The organism is Streptomyces sp. NPDC053493 (assembly GCF_044544825.1).
Classification (GTDB): Bacteria; Actinomycetota; Actinomycetes; order Streptomycetales; family Streptomycetaceae; genus Streptomyces.
Map to the genome: position 1 here is coordinate 422,558 of NZ_JBITXS010000003.1, position 12,377 is coordinate 434,934.

Genomic DNA, 12,377 nt, shown 5'->3' on the forward strand with positions numbered 1-12,377 from the left:
GGCGGTGGTGACGACATGGACCTGGTCGCGGTGCTGCAGCAGCCCGATCGTCGCGTGGAAGCCGACGCCCCGCCCGATCAGCCGCGCCGACCGGGTGCCGTCCAGCCGGACCGCGACGGCCGCGGCCTGGTCGGACGGGGAGAAGCCCGCGCCCGGCACCAGCACCTTCAGCGGCCCGCGGTGGCCGAGACCGGTGTACAGGTCGACCTCCCAGTTCACGGCGTCGGCGAGCGAGCCGAGATACCAGTCGTACCAGCGGCGCACCTGCCGCTCGGTGAAGGGCACACCGCGGTACGAGCGCTCACCGGGCCGCCAGCCCGGGTACGGGCTCGCCTCCTGGGCGTGCCGGTCGTACGCCCAGAACTCGCCGGTGTCCCGCCCGTCCGACAGCGGCCGCGGATAGCCGAACTCGCCGTTCTCGTCGATCCCGAGCCGGATCGCCCACACGTCACCCAGGCCGATCCGCTCCTTCACCTGCCCGACGTACGCGGCGACCTCCGCCCGCACCGGCTCGCTGAACACGACGTTCGGCGTGGTCCTGGACCGCTCGCCGTACTGGTTCTCCCACACCGACTCCGGATAGGCGTCCGCGAGCCAGGCCGGCGGATGGTTGAGCCCGAGCCCCGCCTCCACCAGCAGGCCGGCCTCCCGGAACGTCCGCAGCCGCTCCCGCACCTCGTGCGCGTAGTCCTCGTCGTACACGCCCCGCTCCGGCTCGAATTTGCTCCAGTCCACCTGGAGGTGCGCGACCCGCAGGCCGTGCGCGTACTCCGTGGCCGCCCGCGCCGGCTCCGTCTGCAGCGTGCCGAACAGACGCTGGGGTGCCGCCGGAGCGGGCTCGTCGCGGCGCAGACCGCCGAGCGCGGCGGCCGCCAGCGTCAGCACCGCCAGCAGACCGAGCACCACGGCCCGCTGCCCCGGGATCACGACAGCAGCTCCCGGTACAGGGCCGCGTAGCGGGCGGCGAACCGCTCCGGCCCGAAGTGCTCCTCCACCGCCGCCCGGCCCCGCTCGGCCAGCACGTCCCAGGACCGCGGCTGGCCCAGCAGCCACAGCAACTGCTGGCCGGTGCGGCGGGCGTCGCCCGCCGGCGCCCGCAGCACCGCGTTGCCGAAGTCGGCGAACTGCGGCAGATCACTGAGGATCACCGGCCGTCCCGTCGCCAGCGCCTGCAGCACCGTCAGCGGGATGTCCGGCTTGCCACCGATCACCGGCGGCGGGAAGAGCAGCACGTGCGCCGAGGCGAGCAGCTCCGGCATGTCCTCCACATAGCCGAGCACCTCCACGTCCCGCAGCCCCGCCGCCACGGCCCGCTCGCGCAGCGCCTGCTCCAGGGCGTGCAGGTCCTGCCCGGGGCGGCCGCGCATGGCGAGCACCAGACGGAACCGCGCACCGGCCCGTGCCGCCTCGGCCGCCGCGTCGATCGCCGTCTCCGCCCCGCCCTGCGGATCGTGGTGCCCGGCGTAGAGGACCACCGGAAGACCGCGCGGCCTCGGCCGGCACGGCCACTGCTCCAACGGGATCATCGGCGGGATGACCCGCACGTCGCCGAAGTCCGCGGCCCGCAGCCGCCGCGCCATCGACTCCGACAGGGCCACCGTCGTGCCCAGCGGCCGGCTCCTGCGGAGCAGCCGTGCGTCCATCACGCCCGGCACCGTGTGCACCACCGGGCGGGCGCCGAACAGCAGCGGACGCAGCCACGAGAGGGCCGGGAACGTCCGCCCGATCGTCAGGAAGGCGTGCACCAGGTCGCACCGCCGGGCCAGCACCGCCCCGGCCATCGCCGACTGCACCCGCTCCGGCACGTGCGGCACGCCGTCCCAGGACAGCATCCGCACCGCGTGCCCGCCGTCCGCCCCGGGCGGCTGCCGGCCGCGCCGGTGCGGCCACTGCGCGAACCACGTGAAGTCCACGTCCGGCAGCGCGCCGAGCACGTCCGAGGCGAGCCGCACGTCGGCGCCGTCCGCCCCGTCCAGCGGGCTGCTGGTCAGGAGCAGGACGCGCGCCCGGCGCGGGGTCGTGCTCATCACGGGCCGTCCGGCGGGTGCGGAGGCGGCGGCAGCTCGTACAGCGCGAGCCTGCCGTAGGTGTGGCCGTCGAAGGCGAACAGCAGCCGGGCGTCCCGGGTCAGCTTGTGCACCTCGGGCAGCGGCGAGCGGCCGTAGCCCTGCTCGACCACCTTCCAGGGCACGATCAGATAGCGGGCGTCATGGGCCGCCCGCTCGCCGGGCGAGACCCAGTTGCCGAGCCGGTAGCGGTCCTCGAAGGTCCAGTAGGTCACGCCGCGCGTCCGCTGCCCGTCGACCGTCACGATGCCGCTGCCCGGCGGTACGTGCTGCCGCAGATACGCCTGCAGCCGCACGAACCCGTCGTCGGGCGTGCCCCGCTCCCGGGCGTAGACCACCGCGGGCGTGGCGAGGACCGCGACGATCCCGGCGAGCGCGACACCGCGCAGCACGGGCCGCCGCCGGGGCACCGGCACGGTCACCGCCAGGGCCACCAGGTTCGGCACGAACAGCAGATACAGCGCCTGCTCCTCCAGCGTGCCGACACCGAGCGCGTAGCCCAGGGTGAGGATCGCGCACGCGTGGAAGAGCAGCAGCAGCCGGTAGACCGGCTCGCGGCGGCGCAGCAGCAGGACCAGCGCCACCGGTGTCAGCGCCAGGAGCAGGTACGTGACGCCGTAGCCGGGCAGCTCGTCGAGCAGCCGGCCCGTGAGCGAGGGCGTGCCCGGCGCGTTGAACCCGGTCTCCTGCACGAAGCCGAGCAGCCGGTCCAGACCGTGCGTCTTCTGCTCCCAGAAGTCCGGCCAGTGGCCGAAAGCGGCCACCAGGCCCACGTAAACGGCGTACGGCACCACCGCGGCCGTCGCCGCGAGCGCGCTCAGCCGGCGCGGCGGCCCCCAGCCCAGGGCGAACGCCAGGAGCAGCGGCAGCACCGTGATCAGCGTCGAGTGGTCCTTCGTCAGGACCGCGACGCCGAGCAGCAGCCCGCCGGCCAGCGCCCGCGCCCGCGGCCGGCGCGACGGCTCCGCCAGGCACAGCGGCACGAGCACGAGGAAACCGGCCAGCACCCACATCATCGTCCCGGTCTCCAGGAGCACCCGGTTGTTCTGCCGGACGCAGAACTGGTCCAGGGCGAACAGCAGTCCGGCCACCAGACCCGCCGGACGCGACCGCACCCGCGCCACCAGCGCCACCAACAGGGCCGCCGACACCCCGGCGAGCAGCGCGTTGAGCACCCGCAGCGAATGGACCTGCGCGATGACGTCCGGATGCTCGCCGAACAGCTTCATCCAGCCGGCCTCCAGATAGAAGAACCCGGGCGGATGCAGGAAGAACAGGCCCTCGGGCGTGGCCGGGAAGCCGCCGCGGACGGCACTGCGCCCCAGCTCCTGATAGATCGACTCGTCCACGAACAGATCGCTCGCCCGGCCCACGTCCACCAGCCGCAGGGCCACGGTCAGGGCCGCCACGCACAGCGCGTACACGACGGTCGGGACCGGGCGCCCACGCCGGCGCTCCGCCGGCCGGTCCGGCTCGCCGGGCCGGCCGGTCGCGGGCGCCGCGGAGGGGACGGGCTGGGCCATCACACACCTCCGGCCGGGCGGACGGCGGCGCCCCGGATCTCGGCGGGCAGCAGATACACCTCGGGCACGCACGGAATCACGCCCTCCGGGAACAGGGCGTTCACCTGCGTGCGGTAACCCCGGACCAGCTCGGCCTTGGTGTCGAGGCCCCGGTCCCAGGACGCCTCGGCCGCGGCGAGCCCGGCGGTGAACTCCGGGTCGGGCGCGGCGCTCAGGTTGTACGGGAAGTCGCTGTAGTAGACGGCCGGCAGACCGCTCAGCGCGGCCGCCGTACGCACCAGGACGTGGTCGGCGTGCCCGCCGACGCCCAGCGGCGCGAGCAGCACGCCCCGGCCCGCGGGCAGCAGCTCGCGCACCGTCTCGGTCACCCGGCGCACCGTCTCCTCGTCCCGCGGCGACACCCGCCCGCGGGCCAGGTGCAGCCGGTACGTCGGATAGACCTGGCCGAACTCGGGCAGCAGCCGGGCCGCCCGGTTGCGCCACCGCCCCGCCCCGGGATCGCGGCGGAACAGCCCGTCCACGAAGCCGGCGTGGAAGCGCGCCACACCGAGCCGGCCGAGCACCACCCGGTCCTCGGCGCGCCGCCGCGCGTACAGCTCCACGGCGTCCACCGCACCGGTCTGCCGCAGGAACTGGCGGGCCGACAGCGAGTACGGCGGCGGCGCCGCCTCCGTGAACACCGTCATCACCGTCACCGCGGCCGGGTCCGGCAGCTGCGCGAGCAGCGCACCGCAGGACAGCACCGCGTCGTCCGGATGGGGCGAGAGCACCAGCAGCGGCTCGGCCGGGCCGGAGGTTCCCGCGAGGAGTCCGGTCAGCGTGGTCAGCGCGTCGTCTGCCATGGCACTCCGCCGTCCTTCCGGGGCCCGCTCCGCGAGGCGGCCGGACCCTCCACGAGCCGGCGGGTCAGCGCGAGATAGCGGCCCGTCATCTCGTCCCACGTGTAGTGCTGGGCGGCGAGACCGGCCTGCCGGCCCAGCCGGCCGCGCAGCGCCGGATCCGTCGCCAGCGCCCGCATCCGCTCCCCGAACGCCGCCGTGTCGAACGGCGGCACCGCCACGTCTCCGCCGCCGCGCATCCAGCGCAGCGCCGGCAGGTCGAAGTGCAGCACCGGCTTGCCGTACGACATGCCCTCGAGCGCGACCAGACAGAACGTCTCGTGGCGCGAGGGCACCACCAGGAAGGCGCTGTCCCGCAGCAGCCGCCGCTTGAGCTCCTCGTCGGCGTATCCGACCCAGCGCACCCGCGAGCCGTGCCCGGCGACCAGCTGCGCCAGGCGGCGCTCCTCGGCGGGCGTCCCGCTGCCGGCGAGCACCAGCTCCATCGGCGGCCGCGCGGACGCGTAGGCGTCCAGGAGCAGGTCGAGCCCCTTGGTCCAGGTGTCGATCCGCCCGAGGAAGAGGATGGAGTCGCCGCTGCCGAGCCGGGCGTCGTCGAGCTGACGCGTCTCCACCCCGTTGGCGATGACGTGCACGTCGGCGCGCGGGCTCAGCCGCCGCACCGCCGAGGCGTCGGCCTCGTTGAGCACCACGATGTGCCGGTAGCAACGCAGCCCGAGCCGCTCGACCAGGAAGAACGGCAGGTGGTAGCGCCGCCACAGCGCCTCGGCGCTGCGGCCCTGGTCGATGCCGACCACCGGCGCCCGCGACACCAGCGGCAGGAAGCTGGTCGAGAAGGGCGGCGTGAAGCTCTCCAGCCACACGTCGTGCGGGATGCGCCGCGCCGCCAGCGGCAGCAGCGCCAGGAACAGCAGCTGACCGGCGCGCGGCCCGGCCCGGCACACCGGCAGCCGGACGTAGCGGACGCCGTGCCGCCGTACGGTCCCGGAGCGACGGCCCGCCGTCACCACGGTCACGTCGTAGTGCTCGGCGAGCCGCCGGGCCAGCTTCTCCACCACGAGCGCCCCGCCGCCGCGGTAGTCGGAGTTCTCCGCGTCGTCGTAGATGGACACCACGACCCGCGGGCGCCGCTCCGGGCCGCCCGGCCGGGTCCCCTCGTCCGGCGCCGACCGCTGCCACGCCGACTCGTGGCGTACGGAGTCGAGGTGTACGGAGTCCAGTACGCGCCCCAGCGCCGTGGCCGCCACCGTCGCCGGAGCTCCCTCACCGTCGAGGCGGACCACCCGGGGCAGCCGGGCCGCCCAGGTGCGGTGCCGCGCCCACCAGGCGGCGGGAGAGCCCGCGGCCGCCTCCCAGCCGCGGTCGGCCAGCGTGTCCGGCAGCGTCTCGGGCAGCAGCGTCAGTCCGTAGCGGCCGGCGATCCGGGCGAAGTAGCGGGCGGCGCCGCGGCCCGGCGGCAGATCGAACTTCACCAGGCCGTCCAGCGGCCCCCGGTCGGTCAGCACGACGGCGGCACGGCGGCCCCGGGCGCCGGCCCCGACGGACACGGCGGCCCGCGCCGCGCGGATCCGCAGGTCGAGCTCGGCCGCGTCGACATAGGCGTGGGCACGGCGGAACCACGATCCCCGGCGCTCGGGACGCGCGGCCCGCCGTACCCTTCCACCCGCCCCCGTCCCGCCCGGCTCCCCCTCGTCCCTCACCCGCGGGGGAACCGGGAACCAGCGGCACAGCACACAGCCGTAACAGTGCAGGGTGGCCACCGCGAAGCCGCGCCGGCGCAGCGCCGCCGCCAGGGCGCGCACCAGCGAGGACTTCCCGGTGTGGTCGGGACCGGACACGGCGACGAGCAGCGGAGCCCGGGTGCCGCGCCGGGGCGCGGCGGTGCGGGCACGGCCGGAACCCCTGCGGTCCCACGGCGCGCGCCCCGGCGTCCCGTTGTCGTAGGCCCTGGTCATGACTCCCGCCTCCGCACGTGCTTGGCCACCACGAGCGGAACCCGCAGCGACGCCTCGCGGGCCGCGGCCCGCACCCGCCCCTGGCCCAGGAGATGACCCGAGTGCTCCGCCCCGGCCCGCAGCGAGGTCGCCACGGGCAGCGGCACCGGCAGCGGCACCGGCTCGCCCCGGTCGAGCCGCGCCATCGCGTCGAGCGCGGTGTCCAGCGCCCGCCCGCCGCCGGCCGCCCAGCCCTCACGGCCGGCCTCACGGCACGCCTCCGCCACCACCTCGGGCGTCAGCAGCGCGCGCAGGGCGAGCAGTTCGGACAGGTCGAGGGTGAGGTTCTGGAACAGCGCGTGCGCCAGCCAGATCCGCAGCCGGTCGGCGGGACACGGCACGAGCCAGGCAGCGCCACGGCCGTCGGTCCGGGCGTCGGCCCGGCCGTCGGTCCGGGCGTCGGTCCGGCCGTCGCCGTTCGGCGGGGCGGCGCGGGCGAACAGACGGTCCGTGGGGACCACCGGGACGCCGAACCAGGAGACGGAGGTGTGCAGATGGGCCGCCGGACCGCTCGGCGGGTCCAGCAGCACCTTGGTGGAACGCTCCAGCCAGTACCGCTCCCGGCGCACGTACCAGCCCGCGAGGGCCTCCTGCGCCCGCCGCCAGTGGCCGTCCGGCACCACCAGGTCGAAGTTGCCGTACACGTAGTCGCCGGACAGGTCCGCCTTGATCAGCACGGCCGGGATGCCGGCGGCCCGCAAACGCGCGGTCGACTCCGCCAGATTGCGGCGGAAGAGGCCGGTGGCCGCCGCCACCTCCGCCCGGGTGGCGGCGAGCCGCTCCGGATAGGCGCGCGCGAGCACGCCCTCGACCTGGTTGCGCCGCGCCACGGCGAGCGCACCGAGCAGCTCCGCGTCCGTCGCGGGCCCGGGCCGGTCCCGCCACACCGCGTCCACGAGCAGGCGTACGGCCCGCTCCTCGTCGCCCGCCGCGGCGGGCGGGGCCTCGGGCGCGGCGCGCGCGCTCGGCGTCGCGGGCCCGGGCCGGTCCCGCCACCTCGCGCCCACGACCAGGCGTACGGCCTGCTTCTCGTCGCCCGTCGCGGCCGGCGGGGCCTCGGGCTCGGCCCGGCCGACGGGCTCGCTGCGCCGGCCGAAGAACCACCACAGGGCGAGCACCGCGACCAGGACCGCGGCCGCGAACCACGCCACCGGGTGGGGCCGCAGCAGCATCAGCCCCGCGACCAAACCGAGCAGCCACAGCGGCCGCGCGCCGAACAGGCCCAGGAGCGTGCCCGGCGCGCCGAAGCCGTGACGGCGGGCGTGCCGGACGCCGAACACCAGCAGCGCCGCCAGCGTGCCGCACATCCCGCCGACCGCCATGCCGAGGACACCGTTCGCCGACCAGCCCGCCGTGAGCCCCGTCACGTAGAGCAGCAGCCCGGCGACCAGCGGCCACAGACACGCGTAGTCGTTGACGGCCTGGCAGAACGTCACCAGCAGGGCCAGCGCGCCGAGCGCGAGCCCGGTGACGGCGGTCAGCGCCAGCAGCCCGCCCACCTCGGCGTACCCGGCCGGGAAGACCCGCGACAGCACCGCGCCCGGCGCCGTCGCCGCGACCGCGGTCAGCGGCACCGCCACCGTGAGGTACATCCGCAGCGCGTCACCGGCCAGCGGAGTGCCGGAGCGGCGGCGCGACAGCGCGGGCAGGAAGGCGATCGAGACGGCCCCGGCCAGGAACAGCGGCACCCGGCCCAGCATCACGGCGGCCTGGTAACTCGCCGCCTCCGCACGGTCGGTGGGCAGCATCGCCACGAGGATCACGTCCACGGCCGCCATCAGCGCGACCACGCCCTGCAGCGACGCCACGCCGACCGCCCGCCGCCACAGCGCGCGGTTGGCCGTGGCCTGCAGCCAGGGCCGCCCGCGGCCGTCCCGCAGCCGGCGCGGCCGGCAGAACACGTACGGCAGCACGCCGATCCCGAAGGCGGCCAGCGCGCCGGTCGCGCCCAGGTCCAAGGCCGCCACGAGGACGAGCCCCACGGCCAGCTTGAGCAACGCCTCGGCCGTCGTGACGACGCCCAGCGTGCGCAGCCGCTCGGTGCCCTGGAGCCAGCCCGCGCTGACCCGTGTGACGTAGATCAGGAACGTGGAGCCCGCGATGACCAGCGTCGTCGTGGCGGCGGCGAACTGCGCGGCCACGGCGCCCACCGCACAGGCCGCGAGCAGCCCGCCGGCCAGACCCGTGACCACCGCGAACCGGACCGCCTCGGCCTGCTCCTCCTCCGACCGCGCCCGTGCCAGCGCCTGCGCCAGCATCCACGGCACGGTCACCACGGCCACCGCCGCGGTGCACACGACGAGACCCTGCCCGGCCGCGAACACGGCGTACGAGCCGACGTCCAGCATCCGCGTCAGCGCCAGCGCGTACACGTAGTTGAGCACGCCGACCAGCACCGCGGCGGTCGCGATCCAGCGCGCGCCGTGGACCGCCGTCACCTCGTCCGCCGGGGCGGACGCACGACGGGTCACCGGCCCGGCGGCGGTCACGGCCCGGCCTCCGCGGGCGAGGTGGCGGCCCGCGCGGGTGAGGCGGGCTCGGGGGAGGGGCCGGCCTGCGGCTTCGGTTCGGTTGGTGGGATGGGCTCGGCGGGCTGGTCCGGCCTGGCCTGCGGGCGCGGCCTGGCCCCCGGGGTCGGTTCGGCCGGGAGGCCCGGTTCGGCCGACGGGCGCGGGTTGGTCTGCGGGTTCTGGGCGGCCTGCGGGCGGGGTTCGCTCTGCGGGCGCGGGTCGGCCTGGGGCCTCGGCTTGGCCCGGGCGCTCGGCTCGGTCTGCGGGCGCGGGTCGGCCTGGGGCCTCGGCTTGGCCCGGGCGCTCGGCTTGGCCCGCGCGCTCGGCTCGGTCTGCGGCCTCGGCTCGGTCTGCGGGTTCTGGGCGGCCTGCCGGCTCGGTTCGGCCGGCAGGCCCGGGGCGGCCGCCGTGAGACGCCCGGACGTCCCGCCCACCAGGACGTCCCGGCCGGCGGCCAGGGTGAGGCTCGCGTCGCGGACGCCGAGGCGGGCGAGCGCGCCGAGGGCCTGCAGCTCGTCACAGCCGTGCAGCAGGACCCGGAAGGTGTCGCCGTCCCGCTGCCAGACGTCGGTCTGCCGGAGCGCCTCGCGGGCGGCGCGTTCGGTGGCGTCCGGGTCGGCCGGGCTGAAACGGCCCAGCACGGCCAGGTCGTTGGCGCCGCGGCGGGAGCGCCGGTGGCGGTGGACGCGCCGCAGCTCCTCCACGACCACCTGGGCGAGCCGTTCGGCGCTGGCGTCCCAGGAGAAGGCGTCGGCCCAGCCGCGGCAGCGCGCGTCGGTCCGCGCGCGGGCGGCCGGATCGGTCAGCTCGGCGAGGGCGGCGGCGATGCCGTCGGCGAGATCGGCCGACGGATCGAGCAGACGGCCGTTGACGCCCGGCTGGACGGCGTCGCGCAGCCCGGGCACGTCGTAGGCGAGGGCGGGCGTGCCGACGGCGTTGGCCTCGATCACGGTGAGGCCCCAGCCCTCGGCGGACGACGGCACCACGGTCAGCCAGGCCCGGTGGAATAGCTCCTCCTTGCGCGCGTCGCTGACATGACCGTGGAAGGTCACGGCGGACGCGACGCCCAGCTCCCGGGCGAGCTCGCGCAACGCGGGCAGTTCGGGCCCGTCGCCGCACAGGTCGAGGCGCAGCTCGGGGAAGCGGCGCAGCAGCGCGGGCATCGCCCGGATCACGAGGTCCACCCGCTTCTGCGGCACGAGCCGGCTGACGACGGTCAGCGCGGGCGTGTCCGAGCGGGCTCCGGCCGGCGCCTCGGGAAGGCCGTCCGGGCGGCCGTTGGGCACGATGTGCAGCGGGTTGCCGAAGCCGAGTTCGCGGCGGGCGCCCTCCCGGGTCGAGGGAGACACGACCACCACCGGCCGGCCGCGGTAGACCCGGCGGCTGACCTGCTTCTCCAGGAGCCGGCCGACCGCGTTCAGCGGCCAGTGGAACCGTACGTCGAACTGCTGCTGGTGGACGTGGTGGATGACGCACAGGTCGGCGGTCCAGCGCGGGGTGAACAGCGGCGAGAAGAACGGGATGCCGTTCTGGAAGTCGAGCACGGCGTCGTACGCGTGACGGTTGCGCAGCAGGTGGGCGCCGACCGCCGCGTACACGCCGAAGGTGCCGCCGCCCCGCACGATCCGCATCCCGTCCCGGTATTCGAGGGCGCGGGCGCCGGGATAGCGCGAGGAGACGAAGGTGATGTGCGCGCCGGCCGCGGAGAAGCGGCGGGCGATCTCGTACGCGTACGCCTCCGCGCCGCCCGCGTCCGGGTGCCAGGGATCGCGCCAGTTGAGGAACGCGATGTCGAGCAGGGCGAGGCGGTCCAGGGCAGCGGTCACGGCGGTCGCGGCCGTCGTGTTCGCCGTCTCGGTGACGTCGGGCGGGAGAGTCGGGCTCGGGCTCGGGGTCGGAGTCGCGGTCGGACTCGGACTCGAGGTCGGGTTCGGGGCGGGCACGGTCATCACCTGGCCAGCGAGATCCGCAGCAGATCGGCCATCGAGCGCAGCCCGTCGCGCCGCGCCGAGAAGGTCGAGCCTTCCTGGTCCGTCCACTCGACCGGCACCTCCACCACGTCCCCGCCCGCCTTGACGACCCGCGCGAGCAGTTCGACGTCGAAGGCGAAACCGTCGATGTGGCAGTCGCGGACGATCTCCCGGGCCAGCGGCCCGGGGAAGAACTTGAAGCCGCACTGGGTGTCGGCGACTCCCGGCAGGGTGAGGTGGGCGAGCGTACGGAAGAGCGCGCCGCCGGACCGGCGCAGCGGTGACTGCTCGACCGCGAGCCGGGCGCCCGGGGCGTGCCGGGAGGCGATCACCGCGCCGTGCCCGGCCCGCAGCAGCTCCATCACCGGGTCGAGGGTCTCGATCGGGGTGGCGTTGTCGGCGTCGGCGTAGCCGACGAAGCGGGCGGACGAGGTCTCGATGCCGCGCCGCACGGCGGCGCCCTTGCCCTGTTCGCCGCAGCCGATCACATGGAAGCCCACCGCGCGCCCCATGGCGGAGGAGGCGAAGCGGCCGAGGCAGTCGGCCGTGCCGTCCACGCTGTTGTTGTCGACGACGACCACGGCGGAGGACCACGGGCGGCGGGCGAGGAAGCGGAGGGTGGCGGCGACGGTGGCCGGCAGTCGCGCGCGCTCGTTGAACGCCGGGATGACCAGCTCGAGTTCGACCGCGGGCCGGGTCAGCGGGCCGGGCAGGGGCCCGGTCCGCGCACCCGGCTGCGGGTCCCGTCGCGACGCCGGCCGGGACCTCGACGGCGGCCGGGCGGCCGGCGAGCCGTCGGAGGAGCGGGTGAGCGGGGCATGCGCGGGGACGGCGGTCATCGCGCCTCGCCTCCTCGGGAGAAGGCGCGGCGCGCCGGACGCGCGGTCGCGCGGGGAATCAGAGCGGGCACGAGGACGCGCCCTGGTGCGGCGGCGGGCCCGCGGCCCGGAAGGACGGTGGGCTCACCAGCCGGAGCGGCGACGGGCACGCGGCCCCGAGGGACGGCAGGCTGACCGGCCGGAGCAACCCGTGGCTGAAGGATCAGCGGGCCTGCGGGCCTGCGGCCCTGGGGGGTGGCGGGCTTGCGGGCCGGAGGGATGCCGGTCCCACCGGTCGGAAGAGCGCCGCGCTCACAGGCCTGGGCGATGCCGGGTTCACGGCCCGGAGGGCCGTCTCGGCCGCCGGGGCCGGAGCCGTCGGAAGGGGACGCCCCGCGGCCGCGTCCGCTGCCGCCCGGGCCGCCGGCCCGTCCTGGGCCGGAGGGGCTCGCCGAGCGCCGGCGCCCGCACGCGGTGCGGGTGCGCACGACGCGGCTGCGCCTGCGGCGGGGAGCCGTGCGGGGGCGGTGGAGGTCGGTGCGGCGGCGGCACAGGCCGGCCGCGTCGCGGAGCCGGTCGGAGGCACGCCGGGCGGGATGCGCCGCGCGCTCGGGGCCCGCGCCCCGGAGGTGGAGGGAGCGCTCGCACGGGGAACGG

At 76.4% G+C, this 12,377-nt stretch carries 7 protein-coding genes and 1 pseudogene; all 8 read right to left on the bottom strand.

Annotated features, from left to right (window positions below):
• Nucleotides 1-474 precede the first annotated feature (474 nt).
• Nucleotides 475-927 (bottom strand): annotated as a pseudogene (locus ACIGO8_RS11780) (beta-galactosidase); the annotation flags it as partial.
• Nucleotides 924-2,027: a glycosyltransferase family 4 protein gene (locus ACIGO8_RS11785; protein ID WP_399727697.1), complete on the bottom strand. Its 1,104-nt coding sequence runs from the start codon at nucleotides 2,025-2,027 to the stop codon at nucleotides 924-926. The gene ACIGO8_RS11785 and the pseudogene ACIGO8_RS11780, both read right to left, overlap by 4 nt.
• Nucleotides 2,027-3,589 carry an ArnT family glycosyltransferase gene (locus tag ACIGO8_RS11790; RefSeq protein WP_399727700.1) on the bottom strand — a complete coding sequence of 521 codons (1,563 nt, stop codon included), beginning with the start codon at nucleotides 3,587-3,589 and terminating at the stop codon, nucleotides 2,027-2,029. Before ACIGO8_RS11790 ends, ACIGO8_RS11785 begins: the two co-directional genes overlap by 1 nt.
• Complete coding sequence (locus ACIGO8_RS11795; protein WP_399727702.1) at nucleotides 3,589-4,431, bottom strand: PIG-L deacetylase family protein; 843 nt, start codon at nucleotides 4,429-4,431, stop codon at nucleotides 3,589-3,591. The genes ACIGO8_RS11790 and ACIGO8_RS11795 overlap by 1 nt, the downstream gene beginning before the upstream one ends.
• Nucleotides 4,413-6,383 (bottom strand): glycosyltransferase, encoded by a 1,971-nt coding sequence (locus ACIGO8_RS11800; protein ID WP_399727705.1) that lies wholly within the window; start codon nucleotides 6,381-6,383, stop codon nucleotides 4,413-4,415. Before ACIGO8_RS11800 ends, ACIGO8_RS11795 begins: the two co-directional genes overlap by 19 nt.
• Nucleotides 6,380-8,911 (bottom strand): lipopolysaccharide biosynthesis protein, encoded by a 2,532-nt coding sequence (locus tag ACIGO8_RS11805; RefSeq protein ID WP_399727708.1) that lies wholly within the window; start codon nucleotides 8,909-8,911, stop codon nucleotides 6,380-6,382. Before ACIGO8_RS11805 ends, ACIGO8_RS11800 begins: the two co-directional genes overlap by 4 nt.
• Nucleotides 8,908-10,758: a glycosyltransferase gene (locus ACIGO8_RS11810; RefSeq protein ID WP_399727711.1), complete on the bottom strand. Its 1,851-nt coding sequence runs from the start codon at nucleotides 10,756-10,758 to the stop codon at nucleotides 8,908-8,910. Before ACIGO8_RS11810 ends, ACIGO8_RS11805 begins: the two co-directional genes overlap by 4 nt.
• Before the next feature lie 122 nt (nucleotides 10,759-10,880).
• Nucleotides 10,881-11,741: a glycosyltransferase gene (locus ACIGO8_RS11815; protein WP_399727714.1), complete on the bottom strand. Its 861-nt coding sequence runs from the start codon at nucleotides 11,739-11,741 to the stop codon at nucleotides 10,881-10,883.
• Between the last annotated feature and the right edge of the window lie 636 nt (nucleotides 11,742-12,377).